Origin of the sequence: Microcoleus sp. MON1_C5, assembly GCF_036701875.1 — a bacterium.
Taxonomy (GTDB): Bacteria; Cyanobacteriota; Cyanobacteriia; order Cyanobacteriales; family Microcoleaceae; genus Microcoleus.
The window spans coordinates 24,536-43,677 of sequence record NZ_JAUBRN010000020.1; the positions used below are offsets into that span (position 1 = coordinate 24,536).

Genomic DNA, 19,142 nt, shown 5'->3' on the forward strand with positions numbered 1-19,142 from the left:
GCAAAGAGCGCAGAGGGAGAAGGAAAAGGGCAAAAAAAGAGAGGGAAGAGAAAGATAACTTTATCTGGTTTAATACAAATTGGTATAGACAACGCACTTTTAGTTTATTGCAAAATGGATTCTATTCAACTTACAGGAATTCGCTGTTACGGATATACGGGCTATCTGCCGGAAGAGCAAGTTTTGGGGCAGTGGTTTGAAGTGGATGTTACTCTCTGGCTCGATTTATCGCAAGCTGGAAAAAGTGATGATATTCAACATACTCTTGATTACCGCAGCGCAATTACTCTGATTCAAAAGCTAGTCCAAGAGTCGAAATTTTTATTAATCGAACGCCTAGCAGATACTATTGCTCAAGCGCTTTTAGAACTACCGTTAGTGGAAAAAGTTAAACTACAACTCTCGAAACCTGCTGCCCCCATCCCTGATTTCGGGGGTAGAATTACTCTAGAAATTACTAGAAGTCATTAGTCATTAGTTCTTAGTCCTTAGTCATCAGTCTTTAATCTGCATTAGTTTGTCGCTAATGACTGATGACTGATGACTGATGACTATTGATTAATTACCACTTCAGCAAGTTAAATTCTTCCATGTCTACGGTATTGCGGTTGCGATAAATCGCCAAAACTATTGCCAAACCCACCGCAGCTTCAGCCGCCGCTACCGTAACTACAAACACGGTAAATACTTGGCCCTTAACTTGTACAGGGTCGAGATAATTGGAGAAACCCATCAAATTGAGATTGACAGCATTCAGCATCAACTCGATCGACATCAACACGCGCACTGCATTTCGGCTGGTAATCAAACCGTAAATACCAATACAGAAAAGTGCGGCGGCTAATAACAGGAAATACTGGAGTTGCAGTTGCATAAATTTTTTGAGTCTTTCTCAATCAACATTACTACAAGACAGAGAGATAGGTGCAGTGAACACCCTACTGTAGCGTGTCTAAATCATTCATACACTAGCGGTAGTGATAGGTACCTACCTCCGAGCGGGGCAACCACGGGTAAATTGCCCCTACCTTAAATGTACGAATCATTTAGACTAACTACTTTTACTTAGATTCTGGCGAAGACACATCTCCGGCAGAAACTAATTCGCGAGGCCTTTCCGGCAAACTCAAAGCAGGTGTTTCGGATAGCTTCTTTGACAGTTCATCCGGGAAAAAATCGCGGCGCGCCAAGACAATTGCTCCCACCATTGCCATCAACAAAAACACTGATGCTAACTCGAAAGGCAGCAAAAAGTCGGTGAAGAAATGTTTGGCGATCGTGACGATCGAACTTTCTGCCGGTGCTCCAGTCGTTGCCACAATAGCCCAAGGAGTAGACACCACCATCGTACCCAAAAGCGCAAACAAGCCTACGCAAACTACTGCTGTTGCTACTTGACGCACCCAAGCGTTGGGAATTATGCGGAAATCTTCTCGCTTGTTCACCAACATAATCGCAAACAAAATCAAGACGTTAACAGCGCCAACATAAATCAATACCTGCGCTGCTGCTACAAAGTCGGCATTCAGCAACAAGTACAAGCCGGCAATGCTGGTAAATACGCCGCACAGCAAAAAAGCTGAGTAAACGATGTTGGATAACAGCACTACTCCTAGTGCTCCTCCAATCATCATTACGGACAGTATGCCAAATGAAACAATTTGAACCCCTTCAGCTAGATTCACAATTTTTTATCCTTTGGTAATTGGTAATTGGGAATTGGTAATTGGGCATGAGGACATTGGGCATTGGGCATTGGGCATTTGTTAGTAGTTATTTAGTTATTAGAAAAACTACTAACAAGTAAGCACTCATCACTAATTACTAACTATGCCCCATGCCCCATGCCCCATGCCCCATTACTTACTTTTCGATAATTTCCTCTGGACGCAGACCGGCGCGGCGATCGGTGTAGGAAACTTCATGGGGGTCGATCGCACCTTTCGGCAAGTAAGCGAATTCCCGCATCGGTGTCACCATCGGGTCATCTGTAACCTTGTAGGGCAAACGTCCGAGGGCCACGTTGTCAAAATTCAATTCGTGGCGCTCGTAGGTGGCTAACTCATATTCTTCTGTCATCGACAAACAATTAGTCGGACAATATTCTACGCAGTTGCCACAGAAGATACAAACACCGAAATCGATACTGTAGTGCTTGAGTTGTTTCTTCTTGGTTTCTTTGTTAAATTCCCAATCCACTACAGGTAAGTTGATCGGACATACCCGAACGCAAACTTCGCAGGAGATGCACTTGTCAAATTCAAAGTGAATTCTGCCCCTAAAACGTTCGGAAGGAATTAATTTTTCGTAAGGATACTGCACCGTAATCGGGCGGCGTCTCATGTGGTCAAAAGTAACACCTAGACCTTGACCGATATACTTAGCAGCTTGAAAACTTTCTTTGGCGTATTCGCCTACTTGATTGAGGAATTTTAACATGGTGTTCTCTCTCTGTACTTGAGTTTTTGGTAATAGCTAATTGATAATAGGTAATTGGTTAACAGCTATTTTTTTTAGCTGTTGCCATTTACCTATTATCAATTAACCGCCAAAAGCAAAGGGAAAGGCAAGCTTCAAAGCTGCGGTCAATAGCAAATTAACTAAAGCAACGGGCAGCAAAAACTTCCATCCCAAATCTAGCAATTGGTCGATCCGAACTCGCGGCAGAGTCCAGCGGAGCAGAACTGCCAGAAACAGGAAAAAGTAGGCTTTCAACATGGTCATTGTAATGCCCAGCAAGCCAGTAATTACCTGCAACCAAGGAGTCGTCTCGCTCAATCCCAGCGCATTTGTCAGCACTTCGACAGGAATCGGGGATTCCCAGCCACCGAGGTACAAAACTGCTACTAGCAGGCAAGAAAGGACGAGGTTAACGTAGGAAGCGATATAGTACAAAGCAAATTTCATGCCTGTGTACTCAGTCTGATATCCTGCTACCAATTCTTCTTCTGCTTCCGGGAGGTCAAAGGGCAACCGTTCGCATTCTGCTAGTGCGGAGATCCAGAAAATCAGGAAACCTGCTGGTTGCCGCCAGATATTCCAGCCGACAATGCCGTAGCCGGTTTGCTGGTGTACGATGTCGATCGTACTGAGGCTATTGGACATCATCACGACTGCCAATACTGCCAAAGCTAGGGGAATTTCGTAGCTGAGGGATTGAGCCGCGGCTCTGAGTCCGCCGAGGAGGGCGTATTTGTTGTTTGAAGCATAGCCGGACATCAGCAAGCCGATCGGCTGAATGCTAGACAGGGCAATCCACAGAAATATCGCTGTCCCCATATCGGCGATCAGCATATGCTCTCCGAAGGGCACGATTAAGTAGGAGAGAAAAACTGGAATCACCACAATTACCGGGCCTAGGGTAAATAGCAGCGCGTCAGCTTTTGCCGGTACAATGTCTTCTTTGAATACCAACTTCAGACCGTCAGCAACGGGTGCTAGCACTCCCAGAGGGCCGATAAATTCCGGGCCTACCCGCTGTTGAGCGGCGGCGGAAATTTTCCGTTCCAGCCAGACGCTAGTGAGTACCCCGAAAACGGCAGCGACAATCATCAGCAACATCGGCAGCGGTAGCCAAAGCACTTGGGCGATGTCCGCCGGTAAGCCCAAATTCATGAGGGCTTCTACGAAACTTCCTTGTAAGTCAATTCCTGGGTTCATTTGTCCAGCTTTTGAGCGGTCAGCATATAATTTTTCACCCGTCCTTCGTAGGAGTAGGCTTAGAAATCGGGGTCTTTGTAAAGATTTTTAATGCTTTACCGCCTAATAGTATATCGCCCGACAGGCTCCAAGAACGCACAGACAGGGTGAAGTTCTAATTATATGAGCCCGCAGCGTAGCTAATGGGTGGGTAATTTATGTATTTTTACTTAGTCGATCGAGCTAATCTATTTTAGATTTTAGATTTTAGGTTTTAGATTGAACATTGAATGCCAAACAAAAGGGCCCAGAGTTAACTCTGGGCCCTTTTAATGCTTTAAAGTAACTTTCAAATGGCTTAAACCATTGATTTTACGTCACTTTTTTTATGGAACTGGGCAGAATCGAACTGCCGTCCAAAGCGGGTATTTACCTTCCGATCGTTCACAGGTTTATCCCTTCTAATCCTCAGGGCGGGAACCATCTTTATCCCAAATGGGGGGATTTTCTAGTGATTGCTTTCCTAGCTAGCCGACTAGAAACGTTTAGCTAGGGCATCCGTTGGGGGTTGTTATGCTACCGTTAACGGAGTGAGGTGGCATACACTCTAAACCAAGCTCAAGAAGTTTTTAGGCTACAGCTACGGCTTTGCGAGCGAAAGGAACGATGTTGTTCGCATTTACTATTTTTTTTGAGCCGATATTAACGAGAGTAGACTCCCTCTCGACCTGCATCACGGAGCAGCTTTCGCCACCCTGTCGAAACCATTACAGCCCCTCGTGTGTTCTTTTATGATAGACAATATTTCGTGTTGCGTCAAGTCAACCGATTTTAGATTTTGGATTTTGGCACAAAGCTGAGTCTGGAATATTTACATCTTTCACCATTTTCTTGAACAGGCTTTCGGGCCTGTTCCACAAGAGTTAAGTTTTCCTGTGGGGTGGGCATCTTGCCCGCCCAGGTTTATTGACAAGGGTGCAGGATGTCACCGCTGCCAAGTTTAATGCAAGTTGTCGTCCCAGACGCCAATGTAAATCCGATCGCGCTCGTTGCGTTCGATCATCCCTTCGAGCGAACCCTTCCTAAACGTAAACCGATTACTCCGGCGCTGCTGCACGTCGCCCAAGCCTTGCAAAATCTCCCCGCTGGCGCCGCCCACCATCCCGTTTAAGGCGGTTCGCACTACCAAATCGTCCACCGACTGGGCAAAAGAACCCTCTGTTTGTACTAGCTCGCCCGAATCGCGATCGTAAATATAGCCGAGAGTAATCCGATTGGGCAATATTTCGTAAAGTGCGGTGCGAGTATTCGGCCAATAGCCCCGGGCTTGAGAGTCAGTCGGTTCTCCCAATTCGGATAAAATCTGAGTTTCCGGCGTACCAACCGCATACCCAGGGATTGTGGGAGTCTTCTGATAATTGGTTGTCGGTTGTTCGCTGGGTGCGGGCGATCGATCTGGCGGCAACTCTTTGTCAACAAGTTTTTCCGTTGGTGTGGGTTCGACAGCTTCCGGAGAAGGCGCTGGTGTTGGCGCTGGGGCTGGTGTTGGAGTTTCAGCATCCGGCGCTGGAGTTTCAGCAGCCGGCGCTGGAGTTTCTCTGGCAGTCGGCGCTGGAGTTTCAGCAGCCGGCGCTGGAGTTTCTCTGGGAGTCGGCGCTGGCGTTGATGTCGGCGCGGGAATTGGTGCGGGGCGTGAGCGCGCGTCTGGATCTGCAGGGGCCGAAGTGCGATCGTCCTGGGCTACCGGTGCGGGTTCCGAAGACGGCCGGTTGAGGAAAACCCTAGCAATCCCGACCAAACCTGCAACAATAAGTGCGATCGCCACGAACCCCAAAATCCACCAAACCTTGCGGTTGCCTTCCCCAGAAGACACCACAGCAGGCGCTGTTCTGGAACCCGCAGGCGACTGAGGCCCGTGTCCCGGAATCACCGCCACCGTCGGCCCGGTGCTCGGCGACGCTGCACCCCCCTGCCCATGCAACAGCGACAGCCACTCATCCACGCTAGCAGGGCGATTTTGAGCCTCTACCGTCATCCCCCGCATCACTGCAGAGCTGACAGTCGCACTTAGCTGAGGCTGCAAGTCGCGGGGTGAAGGCATCGGCTGGCTGGTACGCAAAATTGCAGCCACCGGCACCTGTGCTGTCAGCAGAGTATAAAGCGTCGCCGCCATACCGTAAACATCTGTTGCGGGCGTATATTTTCCTTGGGCAAAATACTGTTCTGGCGGCGCGTAGCCATCGGACACCATATTAGTGTGACTTTGGGTTGCACCGGGAGTAAACTCGCGGGCAATGCCAAAATCAATCAGCACAACTTCCTGAGTACCTTGGCGCAAAAGAATGTTTTGCGGCTTGACATCTCGGTGCAGCAAACCCTTTTGATGAACAACTTTTAAAGCAGCGCCAATTTGAGTGATGTAGAGAATTGCAAGATTTTCTGGCAGCGGATTATTTGAACCGACTACATCGCCCAAATTCTGACCGGCTATGTAGTCCATCACCATGTAAGGCTGCCCGTCTTCCACAAAGAAATCGCTGACGCGGACAATATTCGGATGAACGCAGGAAGCCAACCGCCTCGCTTCGTCTTGAAACTTGCGATCGAACTCAGCAAAATTGGGTTGCTGCCGCAGAGATTCGTTGAGGGTTTTAATGACTACAGGCTGTCCTAAATAGCGGTGATTTGCCCTGAAAGTTATTCCAAAGCCGCCTCTTCCCAATTCTTGTTCGAGGGTGTACTTTCCACCCTGTAAAGTTTTGCCGATTAGCGCATCCATAGGTTCAGGCGATCGCGTACCAGATAATATCGCTGATTATGGCACGTATCGTGGGCGATCGGATTGGATTATTGCTGGAGCGCACCTGGACTAACAAATTCTGCGGAAAAGCAGTTTTTTTGATTAATATTAGTGATTGACAAATGAAATTAAGTCTTAAGTTGTCACTAATGGGGTAAAGTAGGAGCGAATATCCCTGTTAAGATAGAATGGCTGTAAATCGCGATAAACCCGACCGTTGGAAAGCAGACGTAGCTCAGTCTGTGAATATGTATAACAGTTGGTTCATAAATTTTGCACCACAGGCATTTCGTGAAACCCGTGTTAAGGTTACCGAGGTTGTGGCATCAACCCTACAAGCTACCAATAACCTCAAAAATTTGCAGCCAGAGATTCTGCGACAGAATCCAGGTGTACTCCCCACTCTAAGAATGTGTACCTGTCCACCGATTGCCAGAGATCGGCTCATTGGGCTGGCTGGTATATCTAAAAGTGTTGTAGACCGTATGGAGGTTGCCGGAAAATTACCTGTTCGCCTTACAAGCCCTCGTCTTGATGAAGAATTGGGAAAAATCACCAACATTGTGTTGAGGTTGGCAGATCGGGATATTTTCACTTGGCTGGATACGAACCAAACACCAACAGAAAGTGAGATTTATCGCGCAGCAACCATCGTCGCAGATCGTTTGTGTGGTTCATCAGCAGATCCCATCGTTCGTAATGCTCAAGAGACGAGGCAATTACGAGAGATAGCAGCCTGGCTGGACGGGCGTGGTTATCGTCTATTGCCTGCTGCTCAACGAGTGCGATTTGATAAAATGCCACCAGGCACATACAGTTTTCGATTAAATATTCCTGTCAACTTGTCAGACGAGAGTGGTAAGACTGTCAATATCCCTGTTGATGTGGTCATTATGCGTAAAACTGCTCAAAGTGGAGATCGACCCTTACTGGTAGAAGCAAAATCAGCAGGCGACTTTACAAATGTCAACAAACGGCGAAAAGAAGAAGCCCGAAAAGTACAGCAGTTACAGGCAACATATGGAAACATAATTGAGTTTGTTCTATTCTTATGTGGCTACTTTGACAGTGGCTACTTGGGCTACGAAGCTGCAGAAGGTATAGATTGGGTTTGGGAGCACCGTATAGATGACTTTGCAGAATTTGGATTATGAGCAAACTCATAACATTGGCTTGATTGAGGCTAAAAGGCTGATTGAGCAAAATCGACTTAATGCTTCTAAAAGTGCTACGGATCGTAATCAATTAGGGCAATATGCCACACCCAACTCTCTTGCGGTCGAAATTCTCGATTACTCTAAGTCTCTACTTCCATCCAATGAAAAAATTCGTTTTTTAGATCCAGCAATTGGTACTGGCTCCTTCTATTCTGCTTTGTTGCAATCATTTCCCATTGAACAAATTGAGAGTGCTGTGGGCTATGAAATTGATAAAATTTATGCCGAGACAACACTTCAACTGTGGGCTAATACTCCTTTACAACTAAAAATTGCAGATTTCACGGAAGTTGAGCCATCTGAGAAAGAAGATTTTAGATTCAATCTTCTGATTTGTAATCCGCCCTACGTAAGACACCATTATTTGTCAGGTGAAAAGAAAAAAAATCTCCAACAACTAGGAATAAAAGCTACCGGCATTCAATTAAGTGGTTTAGCAGGTCTTTATTGCTATTTTCTCTTGGCATCACACACATGGATGTCACAGAAGGGATTAGCTTCCTGGTTAATCCCTTCTGAGTTTATGGATGTGAATTATGGATCTAAAATCAAAGATTACTTGTTAAATCAAGTCACGTTGATACGAGTACATCGATTTGATCCTGATGACTTGCAATTTGATGGTGTTCTTGTATCTACATCAGTTATCTGGATTAGGAACACCAAACCAACTCATGAACATTGTGTAGAATTTACTTCGGGAAGAAGTATTAGTAATCCAATTTTTTCAAAAAAGGTTTCATCAAAGTTATTACAGAAAATCCCAAAGTGGAGCAGAGCCGTAATTTCAGATATTCAAAAAATACCGATTAAATCTGAGGTCAAGTTATCTGATTTATTTGAGATTAAGCGAGGAGTTGCTACGGGAGCCAATAAATTTTTTATTCTTACACCTGAACAGATTAATCAACTTAGCCTTCCCTCTGAACTTTTAACCCCAATCTTGCCTAGTCCTCGACATTTACCAGAAGATGAAATATTGGCAGATGGACAAGGAAATCCGAGTTTGGAACGCCAACTTTTTTTGCTAACTTGCAAACTGCCACCAGAGGAATTATGCGTTAACCATCCTTCTGTTTGGAGTTACCTTCAGCAAGGTGTAGATGCTGGAATACCAGAACGTTATTTGTGTAAGCATCGATCGTTATGGTACTTGCAGGAAACCCGACAGCCTACGCAATTCTTATGTACATATATGGGACGATATCAATCCAAGCATGGTAAACCCTTTCGCTTCATTCTTAACCACTCCAAAGCCATAGCTCCCAATGTCTATCTCATGATGTATCCTAGGCAAGAATTAGCAACTCTTCTGGCAGCCAATCCTAAACTGTTAAAGTTGGTTTGGAACGCCTTAAATTCGATCCCTATGCAAAGCCTAGTTTACGAAGGGCGTGTCTATGGAGATGGGTTGCACAAGCTGGAGCCCAGAGAACTGGCAAATGCACCAGCCGATATATTGCTGAAAGTTCTAGAAAACTCTAGCCATACACACACCTAACAAATCGCTGGAGGCGACCGCCGAGAGGTTATCTGTGAGTACCAAAGGTGATCGGCAGCGACTCAACTTTGCCGTTAGGCCACAACTGCGGTATAACACTCTCATTGATAGAGCATACCGCACTTTCGCCAAAGTTATGTTTCTAAGTCGAGTAAATCGTACCGCAAATCCAACATCATACCTTATTAGAGTATCTCTTGGCGCAGCAATAGCTTGCTCTTTCTCGAACCGCCTCTCTCGTCGGAGCACTGATTGACATCTTGAGCCGCCATCATTGCATTGATGTGGGTAAAGATACGATCTAATTCCCCAATGGCGTCGAGTTCCGCTACCTCTTCTGCCATTAGTTGATCTGCCTTTTTCTTCTCTAACAATTGTTCCATGCGCTGTTGGAGCGATTCACTCAATTTGAACAACTTCCACCGATCGACTTTTTCAAGGCAAATCTCATGGATTAACGAGGAGGGTTTGTTGAGAATTGAAACCATTGTAGGCTCCTAGCTTCGGGTTTTAGGTAGTGACTAGATTATAGCTTTTATTCAATCTGCCAGATTTAATGCTCCAACCGAGAACCTTCAAATTACCGCCAAAACCAGTGGCTTAAACAGCGAAACGGCGTTACAGTTCAAGTCGGATGATATTCATCCCTGCTTATTTGCCATCGCCATATCTTGCCTTCTTCAGGATCGTCCACCTCTGCAATGAACTTCATTCCCACTTTTTACAACACGCTATTCGAGGCATTTTTTTCAGCTAAAGTGTGGGCGGTGACTGCTTTCACCTCCTCGTGAGCGAAAGCATAATCGATCATTCCCTGTGCCACCTCAGTTGCAAATCCGCGATTCCAATATTCGGAAGCAATTTCATAACCTATCTCTATAGTCCCCGACTCATCAGGTGAGCCTTTGAAACCTCCATTGCCGACAAGCACTTGATTTTTTGGATGAATAAAGAAGTAGTTGTGCCAGTCAGTTGGAGGCGGATTGGATTCGCAAGCTTCGTCAGCAGGGAGGGAAAATGCTTCCGGGAAAAGAGGCCAGCTATTAGGCACTATGACATTTAAAATTGCTGCAAGCTCGCTTTTACTTCGTAAGAAAGCTTCTATGTGAATCCTTTCGACGGCAAGTAGTTGAAGATTCTTAGTTGTAATCATTTTTCTACCTTGTTTAACAAGTATGAGATCACACTATAGGCACTATTGAAACGCTTGTCTCGGAACCCTGGCGAGTTGGTAAGCGCCCCGACTGTCCAACAATTGATATTGATTGGGCTGCAATCCTAATTGCACAAATTTGTCGGGATATCCCAGCAACAAAATAGAGGGAGAAGTTGGGTTTTTAGATTCCTTAATGTAGTCGATCGCCTTTGTGACAGATCCGTTGTAAGTCACTGGCCCTTGGGTATAAAAAACCAGACTTGGTTTCCAGAAACCAACCATAATAAACTCTTCCCCTGGCAGTTTTTGTTGAACCGCAACCTGTGCTAACTGTCTCAGAGGTAACTGGCGGTTGATATCGACCACTTTGTAGGCGGGAGTAAGACCAAAGATGATAAATGCTACTAACCCGATGAAGTTAGCAACCAAAATCCAGCGCTGTTGCCGCTGCCAAAGTAAAAGTGCGATCGCCACCGCTGTAATTATCCAAATCGTACCGCCGACAATCAGCAATCCCGACTGCTGAATTGCTTGGGGAAAATTGGGCATTGCCGGGTCGTCTCCCAGCCAGTTGTAGCAGTAGAAAGTTGCTCCGGCTATAATTAATAAAAATACGACATTGAAAATGTATGTAGCTAACAGCCCTCGCGGTAAAGAATTCGGTTTTTTTTCTAACTTTATCCGCCTGTTTTCAGGTTCGTTACCTGCAATAATATCGCTCCACAGCAGCGTTACCAAAATCGCAGCGGCGGGGATTAAAGGCAATACATAACTGGGCAATTTGGTCACGGCGATCGTGAAAAAGCCAAAGAGGCAGCCGAACCAAAATAAGGCAAATAAACTCAACTGAGCCGATCGCGGTTGACGACGCCAGTAACTGCGCTGCCAAAAACGGGTGCGGGCGATCGCCACAGGCAAATAAATCGACCAAGGTGCAAAACCAACTAGCACTACAAAAAAGTAAAAATACCAAGGCGCCGAGTGCTTGTTGACTACTCCAGTAAAACGCTGGAAATTGTGATAGCCAAAAAAGCTGTCAATATAAGTTTGACCGTTGGCTACAATCACCAAAATGTACCAAGGCAGGGCGATCGCCAGAATAATCAAGATTCCCGACACCGGACGCATTTCGCGCCAAAGTTGCCGAAAATTTCCCAAATAAAGCCCGAAGCTGCCAACAATCAGCGCTGGCACGACAATTCCCACAGGCCCCTTAGCCAGAATTGCTAAGGCAATTAGTACGTAAAAAGTCAGATACCACTTATTAGGAAATCGGGAAGCGGAAACGGTAGAAAATTCGGCTTTTTCTCTCTGTTCTTCGAGGGTGTAACCGAGAAAAAATGCGAGTAGTGCCGAACACATACAACCGACTAATAGCATATCTGAAACGCCAGTCCGTCCCCAGGCAATAGTTTGGGGATTTAAAGCTATTAGGGCCGCACCAATCCAAGGAGTAGAAAAAAAGATTGGAAGATTGGGGGAGTGTCCGAGGGGGAGAGTGTCCGAGAGGGGGGACTTGGCTTCTTCCTCATTCTGTCTTCCTTCTTCCTTCTTCCTTCTTCCTTCTTCCTTCGATTTCGATAGGGTATAAAATCCGAGGCAAGTCAGACCGATCGCGCACAAAGCCGAGGGAAGACGCACGGCCAATTCGTTAACACCCAGAGTGCGGTAAGCCACCGCCATCAGCCAGTAAATCAACGGCGGCTTGTCAAACCTGGTTTCGCCGTTGAAATAAGGAGTGATGATATCTCCTCTCACCGTCATTTGACGGGCGGCTTCGGCAAACAAGGGTTCGGTTTCGTCAACTAAACCGATGTTGCCGAGATTCCACAAGAAACCTACCCAGGCGATCGCGCACAGCCACAACAGAGACAGCAGCTTTGGTGCAATCGGGCGCTTCCTAAACTCTGACAAATTTTTAATAACTTCCTTCACCCAAACTTCCTGCGATTTTAGATTTAAAATTTTAGCTCGCATAGAGAGTCTACCGAAAGATTCGCATTCTCGAAACTCCCACCTCGATCGAATCCGGTTAAACAGAGATGTTGCACCATTCTCAACAAGGCTTTCATGGGCGGGCAGGATGCCCACCACAAGAAAATTCACTCTTTGTGGAACAGGCAAAATGCCTGTTCTTTATAATGATGCGACTATGTGAGGTTAACTCACATAGCCGCATCGTTCTCAATAAAACCGTATAAACCGGGTTTCTTGACCACAATCTCGGCACCTGCCGCTAAGTGTTCACGGCTGCAAAATTAACTGCCATTCTCCGGCTGTGCTGTTCCAAGCCGGCGAGGATGTCTCCCCGGCGACGAAAGGCCCCCAGTAGCGGCGAGAACCATCCTGAGCAAAAACCACCAGAATGTCTCCCCGTTTGACTTGTAACTTGCCCTCCGGCAGCGATAGCATCAGTCCCTTGCCGCCGCCTTCCCCCGGCGCAAAATCCCAGTGCGCGGGTTTGCCGTAGGATTCCTTGGCTTGCCGTTTCGACAGCAGGGCCACTCGCACTGGGTGTTCGCTGCGGTTGCTGACGCGCAAACGGCCGGAGGCCTTAGCATTTATAGGGATTGAGGAAAGCAATTCCTCCTCTGGATCTGGGGGGGTTGGTGTTGAGTCGGGCTGGGGCTCGCTGGCGGTGCCTGCAGAAGCTGTCGAGACTGGGGGAACCGGGGGCGTGCGGGGATGTGCGGTGGCTTGTGAAGGCCAATCGTTCGACTGATTTGAACCGTTGGAGATAGTGATTTCAAAACGTCCTAGAAACATTCCTGTAATTAGGACGATCCACACTCCAATTATGATTTGGTAAATTTTAAGATTCATAAATTTTAGGCTTAAGGGATAGGCTGCAACCCCGATTAGTCTTAACTATTTTTAATGTAAAACCTGGGGCTGCTGTGCCACAAGATACACTTACACTTAATTACTTGAGCGTTCTCGGCTATAAGTCCGCGATCGCTCAATACCATCTTAGATGTTAAATTTTATATTTTAGATGGCGACATACTCACCCCGGTAAGAATTTGAAGTTGGTCGGGAGGGGCATTTGTTTACTCATCGGTCTAGCTTTTAATACCAGTTGAAAAAAAGAGTGCCACTATAGCCCCGTACTCCAAACCCCAATATTCATCAGTCATTCCGCATCTCAAATCTCAAATCTTACACCTCAAATGGTATAACTTTTATGCAGAATACCCGAATTAACAGATTAATTGATGTTCTGGGCGATCGCTTCCGAGGGTGGCTGAGCAATCCTTGGCGGCGGATTTCGCTCCTGATAATTAGCCTGCTGTTCGGCACTTTTTTGGGAACAGCTATTTCGACCATCGCGGGACAATCTGCCGATTGGGATATTATCGCGGCCGGGCTGTTGGTGTTGTTGACCGAGTTGGTGAACTGGCTGGTTTACGGCGGCCCGCGGTCTGCGGCAGGTTCTTTGTGGGTGGAGATGCTCAATGCTCTGAAAATTGGTCTGACTTACAATTTATTTGTCGAGGCTTTCAAACTAGGTTCTTAAAAAATGGTGAAATATTTGTCTGCTGTAGATAGTATTTACATAAACGTGCTCTTAAAAAAATCTTAATTTGAACTAGGGTCGGAATTTTTGAACTCTCCACGACCCGAGTTGGGGCTTGTATCCGTTTTGAGTGGGGTCAAATATTTGTCAATTGCAGATAGGATTTGTACAAAACCCGCTTTGGCATCAAGAGTTTTGAGAAGATGGATCGATCGACTGTAACGCCTGTTGAAATTTTACATCGGTGGCACGCCGGCAATCGCCCGATCGCGCCCGACTTCGAGCACCTGGCTTTTTGGGAACTTGCAGATGATTTGCGAGCGCGCGCTTTTGGCATTACTCCAGACAATGCAGCCGATGTTGTCCGCTGCAAAACCGATTTATTCTTTTCTATTCTTGACGAACTGCATACTTTCCCGCAAAAGTCAACTGTTTTTCTCGAAACTTTGTGGAATCTTTGGCTGCCGCTGGCAATGCAATTATCGACTGCCAAACAAAGTTTAAACCGTCCTTTAATTCAAGGAATTTTAGGAGGGCAAGGAACGGGAAAAACTACTTTATGCCAAGTTTTGAGGCTGATTCTGGGAAAATTGGGATATTCTACTGTCAGCCTTTCTTTAGACGATCTTTACAAGACTTATGCCGATCGCCAACAACTCCAAAAAGCAGACCCGCGTTTAATTTGGCGCGGCCCCCCCGGCACTCACGATATTGACTTGGGAATCGCAGTTTTAGACAAGTTGCGCGCTTCTCAAACTCGCGATTTAGCAGCAGTTGACAATCCCAAATCTGATGCCCTCAAACCGGATATAATTAAAAATATAGAAATTCCCAGGTTTGACAAATCTGCCTACGGAGGTGCAGGAGATAGAAGTCAACCCGAAATTATTTCCGGTGCGGATATTGTACTTTTTGAAGGTTGGTTTGTCGGTGTGAATCCGGTGGTTGATGCCAAATTAAACGAGTTTTTGGCGGCTGCACCGTTTCCGATTTCTACAGAAAGCGACTGTCAGTTTGCGCGCGACATGAATGCGAAGCTGCACGACTATCTGCCGCTGTGGAACCGATTAGATCGGTTGATGGTTTTGTATCCCCAAGATTATCGCATTTCTCAAGTGTGGCGCAATCAGGCGGAACGGGAAATGATGGCGGCGGGGAAGTCGGGAATGTCAGAAGCTGAAATTAATCGGTTTGTCGAATATTTCTGGAAAGCGCTGCATCCCGAGTTATTTATTAAGTCGATCATTGAGGAGGGCGATCGGGTGGATTTAGTAATTGAAATTTTGGGCGATCGCACTGTCGGCAAAATTTGTCGGGCGATCGACTTAAAATTAAGCCATTAGAAAGACTTAAAACTAATGCTTTGAGGACACAACATTGTTGTGTCCCTACCTTATTGCAGCTTTTAAGGACACAACATTGTTGTGTCCCTTCTGTATTGCAGCTTATCGTGCACTCACTTGACTATTCAGGACTTATGCAAAAAGTGATTTGACGCGCGAATTAGAGGGGTAAGGCGCGCCATAAGCACCCTACAATACAGAGGTTTTGCATCGAGGATGGAGAATTTCTAAATTAACTGCCAGGAGTACCAAGATCGAGCGCTTTCTGGATCAAATCGTCGGTAACTTCGCCCGGTGTACCAGAAGGCGTAATGTCGTGAGCCATCGAACGAAAAGCATCGGGATTGCCGCTTGTATCTGCCGGCAGTGGGATCTCTGTAGGAGCGGGAATAGCAAATTTAGGTGCAGTTGCAGCGGCTGCAGCTTCGGCGCCGGCACTCGTGCGATCGATGTCACTAACGCTGAATTCTTTTGAAGCTTCGTAGTCTGCTGATACATTAACGGTCGGCAACTTTTGTTCTCCAGCTTCCGCGCTTTCAGTGATCTGCTGAGCGTCAAAGTTTTCAATGTTATTGACTTCTGGATTGATTTCAGACATAGCCGACTCCTTGCTAGTTTTATTTAACAATGCACTGTATCAATTATTACTTGAATCCCAGCCTTTTTCATCTACCCGCAGATGTATCGTTGGCTTCTATCTTAAGGATGATTTATTCTAGGGTGGTGTGTTAACATTACACCACTTTCTGAAAATAATGCAACTTTAGGCAAGCTCCAAACCCATACATACTCAGCCATTCCCCATTGTTTAATCTCAAATCTCAAATCTCAAATCTCAAATCGTATTACCTCTAGGGGATGGTGACTTGCACTTACAAATCTTGATACTTATATATTCTGGAAACATTTTTAAGGAATTTTATTTATGAACTCACCCGCCGCGACCAATCCTCACTCTCTCTCCAACGACACTCAAAACATCGTTCAGGCAATCAACGGGTTGGGTACAGATGAAAAACTGGCGCTGCTCTACTTTGTTTATGAAAAAATGGGAGATTCAGTTACACCAGCCGCTCCCGCCGCCGCCGACCCACAATTAGCTCCCATGCTGCTTGATGATTTTTACAAGCTTTCCCATGACCAACAACTGAATATAATGCGCGGTATTGTCAACGGCGACGACACGCCCTATTCTCACGCTTACGGAGCTTTAACTGCTAACAATCAGTTGGTGGTTTGGTATGCTTGGGCTATTGGTATGGGGGAAACAATTGTCGATATCCCCGAAGGATATGAGGCAACTGAGGCTGTCAATGGCGTGTTGGGTCAAATTGAAGGTCTTGATTTTGAACAGCAAATTTCGGTGCTGCGCGACGTAGCTAATAGTATGGGCTACACCGATGTTAAACCAATTGCTACTCAGGCGGAAGTAGGGAAAACTTCTAGTCTTTAGAGAAGACTCGGCGGTTCAAACCGCGGCAGAGAGTCAAACCCAGCCTGCGGAGCGACTGAGCTTCGCCCAACGTCATCCGCAGACTGAAGAATAAAGCAGACATTAAAACCAAATTTAATATGATTAGCGGACATAAATAAACCTCATTGTGTCCGCTGATTTGTATATTAAATCCGGTTTTAATACTTGCTTTTTTTAGTTGCATGAGTATAGATAGTATGTCATGGCGATCGATCGCCAAACAATTGCTCGCCATGATTCTTACATCACTCTTGAGATCGGCAATTTGCTGTAAATATAATACCTGTTTAACAAAGTCTTGCTACAGCACATTTCAACTGAGTGAACTACATTCACTCCACCCGCCCTATCGGGAAAACTCTACTGATTCAAGGGGAGGAGAGGAGGCAGGATTATTCTTGTTTCCCCCCTTAATAAGGGGGGAATTGCGGGGGGTAAATTTGACTTTTGCAAGAACTCTAATCATCAATCTTATACCAATTATTAAAAGTCGAAGCACCCCGCGCCGGACTTAGGTCTGGGCGTTTCCATACAGATGCTCCCCTATAATCTATATATAGCGCTATTTTTCAGAAGTTATAGAAAAAAAGTTTTCAGTCAGCAAGTGAGTTTTTTAGGGTAAACTTTACGCGGGAATTCCATCCGAAATACCGAACCTTTTTGGGGTTTACTTTCGGCACTAATTGTACCGTCGATCAGCTTGACTAAAGAAGCACAAAGAGCTAGTCCTAAACCGGTGCCTGGATATTGGCGAGTTGTGGTTTGGTCGCCTTGGTGGAACTTGTCGAAAATGTGGGGAACATCCTTTTCACAGATACCGATTCCTGTATCCCGAACGGTTATACTTAGCCGATCGCAATTAAATTCCCGCACCTCAATGTAAATGCTGCCCTCATGTGTGAATTTAACCGCGTTGGAAACGAGATTGACCAAAATTTGCCGCAGGCGCGACTTGTCATTAACTATAAACTGATCCTGCAAGCAGACGCTGACGGCTATTGCCACGTTCTTATCGGTGGCTTGATTTCCGAATTCCCGGGCGACATCCATTACTAAATGCCCTAAATGAAATTTTTCAATTTTTAATTCTGTGCGGCCACTCTCGATTTTGGAGAGGTCGAGGATATCGTTAATTAGCAGTAGCAGGTTTTTGCCGTTATGTAAAATGCGCCCCACCATTTCTGTTTGCTGGGCGGTCAGCAGTTGTTTGTGCTGGCGCAGCAGCAATTGGGAAAAGCCGATAATCGAATTCATGGGAGTTCGCAATTCGTGGGACATGATGCCCAAAAATTGTGATTTTAACTTCGCTGCTTCTAGCAGTTGCAATTTTTGCTGTTGAATGCGTCGCGCCTGATTTTCCAGTTCTTCCTGCTGACGAATTAGCAGCTCGTTTTGCAAGTCTAAAAGCTGTTCCTGTTTTTTTAATTTTTCGATCGCCCGCGCGCTGTTAATCGCGATCGCAGCTTGTTTTCCCATCACCGCCAGCAGTTGCTGAGTATGGGCGTCCATGGCCGTGCAGTCTTTCCCGTTACCGATGGCCAACACACCCAAACGCCCGCTTTGCCCGGACTCGATCGCCGCTGCACAAGCCGCCGCCGGCAGCAAGCCGTCGCCAGACTCCGACCGCAACAGTACAGACTCTCCCGTCGCAAATGCTTTCCAAAGCAGCTTGTTTTGCACGTGCGGGGTTTTGCCCTTACCAAAGTTTTCCGTGCCCCCGACAGCGGTGAGTTTGAGGCCGCTGCAATCGTACTCCAGGAGAGCAACTAGGCAAAATTCCGCTCCTGCGATCGCCTCTACAGTCGCGTCCGCAATGCCTTGCAACAACTGACCCAAGCTACCCGCGCGCTGGCTCAACAGATTTGTAAACCGATCTATCGCGTGCAACTCCCGCCCGCTGTCCCTTACCGTTTCGACTTCACACAACTTTTCTGCTGTGAAATTGTCTTCCGAGGGCACTTGATGGGGCAACAATTCTGGTTCTGCTTGGGGTTCGGGTTGAGTTTGTTGGAGCGCGTCCATATCTGTATAGGTTCCCACCCATTCCAAAACTTCCTGACTGTCTAGATTAGCGGGCGTTGCTCTGGCCAGATTCCAGCGGTAAGTGCCCTCCCGCGTCCGCAGACGAAATATAATTTCGTAACTTAGTGGCGGGAACTTAGAAGCCTGCGATCTCGCCAACAGACGAGAACGGTCTTCTGGGTGGATCTGCGCCAGATAGCCAAAACCCAAAGCTGCTGCTGCTGGTACCCCCGTATATTCCTCCCAGCGCGGACCTAAATAACTCACCCAGCCATCGGCATACGCTTTCCAAACTATGTAAGGATTTGCCTCCCACAGGCCATCGTCCTGAGTTTGGCAGTCGCAAACTTGCGGTTGGGGGGATGTTATTTCAGATACTTTGTGTAAGATTTCAGAGCCGGAAAACTCCGACTGAAAAGACTTATTGCCGGGATACTGAGTCATAACAGGTTATATAAATAAGCATTGGACTT

Annotated in this window: 18 protein-coding genes and 1 other RNA gene; 6 read left to right on the plus strand and 13 right to left on the minus strand. The window is 46.4% G+C overall.

Features of this window, described 5'->3' with window-relative positions:
• The first annotated feature begins 114 nt into the window (after positions 1-114).
• Complete coding sequence (gene folB / locus QUA71_RS12170; RefSeq protein ID WP_190662829.1) at positions 115-471, plus strand: dihydroneopterin aldolase; 357 nt, start codon at positions 115-117, stop codon at positions 469-471.
• Positions 472-562: 91 nt separating this feature from the next.
• Here folB and nuoK read toward each other — a convergent pair whose 3' ends face one another.
• The 6 genes from nuoK to QUA71_RS12200 all read right to left on the minus strand — a co-directional run bounded on the left by nuoK (position 563) and on the right by QUA71_RS12200 (position 6,418).
• Complete coding sequence (gene nuoK / locus QUA71_RS12175; protein WP_199292736.1) at positions 563-868, minus strand: NADH-quinone oxidoreductase subunit NuoK; 306 nt, start codon at positions 866-868, stop codon at positions 563-565.
• 193 nt (positions 869-1,061) lie between these two features.
• Positions 1,062-1,685: an NADH-quinone oxidoreductase subunit J gene (locus tag QUA71_RS12180; RefSeq protein ID WP_333285197.1), complete on the minus strand. Its 624-nt coding sequence runs from the start codon at positions 1,683-1,685 to the stop codon at positions 1,062-1,064.
• Between the two features lie 178 nt (positions 1,686-1,863).
• Positions 1,864-2,439 (minus strand): NAD(P)H-quinone oxidoreductase subunit I, encoded by a 576-nt coding sequence (gene ndhI, locus QUA71_RS12185; protein WP_333217198.1) that lies wholly within the window; start codon positions 2,437-2,439, stop codon positions 1,864-1,866.
• A 102-nt stretch (positions 2,440-2,541) separates the two neighbouring features.
• A complete protein-coding gene (gene nuoH / locus QUA71_RS12190; protein ID WP_333285199.1) occupies positions 2,542-3,660 on the minus strand; it encodes an NADH-quinone oxidoreductase subunit NuoH in 1,119 nt (372 codons plus the stop codon).
• Positions 3,661-4,025: 365 nt separating this feature from the next.
• Positions 4,026-4,416: a transfer-messenger RNA gene (ssrA, locus tag QUA71_RS12195) on the minus strand.
• A 223-nt stretch (positions 4,417-4,639) separates the two neighbouring features.
• Positions 4,640-6,418 (minus strand): protein kinase domain-containing protein, encoded by a 1,779-nt coding sequence (locus QUA71_RS12200; RefSeq protein ID WP_333285201.1) that lies wholly within the window; start codon positions 6,416-6,418, stop codon positions 4,640-4,642.
• 209 nt (positions 6,419-6,627) lie between these two features.
• Between QUA71_RS12200 and QUA71_RS12205 the strand changes: the two genes are divergently transcribed.
• Together QUA71_RS12205 and QUA71_RS12210 are read left to right on the plus strand one after the other, a co-directional pair.
• Positions 6,628-7,593 carry a XamI family restriction endonuclease gene (locus tag QUA71_RS12205; RefSeq protein ID WP_190662824.1) on the plus strand — a complete coding sequence of 322 codons (966 nt, stop codon included), beginning with the start codon at positions 6,628-6,630 and terminating at the stop codon, positions 7,591-7,593.
• The gene (locus QUA71_RS12210) at positions 7,568-9,157 is read left to right on the plus strand and encodes an Eco57I restriction-modification methylase domain-containing protein (RefSeq protein WP_190662823.1); all 1,590 of its coding nucleotides are present in this window, start codon (positions 7,568-7,570) and stop codon (positions 9,155-9,157) included. Before QUA71_RS12205 ends, QUA71_RS12210 begins: the two co-directional genes overlap by 26 nt.
• 185 nt (positions 9,158-9,342) lie before the next feature.
• On the opposite strand, the gene QUA71_RS12215 is transcribed toward QUA71_RS12210, so the two are convergent.
• The 4 genes from QUA71_RS12215 to QUA71_RS12230 form a co-directional block, all read right to left on the minus strand.
• Positions 9,343-9,645, minus strand: a complete 303-nt coding sequence (locus QUA71_RS12215) for a hypothetical protein (protein WP_333285206.1) — start codon at positions 9,643-9,645, stop codon at positions 9,343-9,345.
• A 233-nt stretch (positions 9,646-9,878) separates the two neighbouring features.
• Positions 9,879-10,310, minus strand: a complete 432-nt coding sequence (locus tag QUA71_RS12220) for a GNAT family N-acetyltransferase (protein WP_333285207.1) — start codon at positions 10,308-10,310, stop codon at positions 9,879-9,881.
• Positions 10,311-10,352: 42 nt separating this feature from the next.
• Positions 10,353-12,437, minus strand: coding sequence for a glycosyltransferase family 39 protein (locus QUA71_RS12225; RefSeq protein WP_333285209.1), 2,085 nt, complete (start codon positions 12,435-12,437; stop codon positions 10,353-10,355).
• 120 nt (positions 12,438-12,557) lie between these two features.
• Entirely contained in the window at positions 12,558-13,136 is a 579-nt protein-coding gene (locus tag QUA71_RS12230) for a hypothetical protein (protein ID WP_333285211.1), read from the minus strand.
• A 361-nt stretch (positions 13,137-13,497) separates the two neighbouring features.
• Here QUA71_RS12230 and QUA71_RS12235 point away from each other — a divergent pair, with 361 nt between their 5' ends.
• A complete protein-coding gene (locus QUA71_RS12235) occupies positions 13,498-13,830 on the plus strand; it encodes a DUF565 domain-containing protein (protein WP_333217188.1) in 333 nt (110 codons plus the stop codon).
• 203 nt (positions 13,831-14,033) lie between these two features.
• Complete coding sequence (locus QUA71_RS12240) at positions 14,034-15,173, plus strand: glycerate kinase (RefSeq protein WP_333285279.1); 1,140 nt, start codon at positions 14,034-14,036, stop codon at positions 15,171-15,173.
• 232 nt (positions 15,174-15,405) lie between these two features.
• Here QUA71_RS12240 and QUA71_RS12245 read toward each other — a convergent pair whose 3' ends face one another.
• Positions 15,406-15,771: a hypothetical protein gene (locus QUA71_RS12245; RefSeq protein ID WP_333285213.1), complete on the minus strand. Its 366-nt coding sequence runs from the start codon at positions 15,769-15,771 to the stop codon at positions 15,406-15,408.
• A 327-nt stretch (positions 15,772-16,098) separates the two neighbouring features.
• Here QUA71_RS12245 and QUA71_RS12250 point away from each other — a divergent pair, with 327 nt between their 5' ends.
• Positions 16,099-16,626: an orange carotenoid protein N-terminal domain-containing protein gene (locus tag QUA71_RS12250; RefSeq protein WP_333285215.1), complete on the plus strand. Its 528-nt coding sequence runs from the start codon at positions 16,099-16,101 to the stop codon at positions 16,624-16,626.
• Here the strand turns inward: QUA71_RS12250 and QUA71_RS12255 are convergent.
• Positions 16,616-16,882, minus strand: a complete 267-nt coding sequence (locus QUA71_RS12255) for a hypothetical protein (RefSeq protein WP_333285217.1) — start codon at positions 16,880-16,882, stop codon at positions 16,616-16,618. The genes QUA71_RS12250 and QUA71_RS12255 overlap by 11 nt on opposite strands.
• Positions 16,883-17,244: 362 nt before the next feature.
• The gene (locus QUA71_RS12260; RefSeq protein ID WP_333285219.1) at positions 17,245-19,113 is read right to left on the minus strand and encodes an ATP-binding protein; all 1,869 of its coding nucleotides are present in this window, start codon (positions 19,111-19,113) and stop codon (positions 17,245-17,247) included.
• Positions 19,114-19,142: the final 29 nt, after the last annotated feature.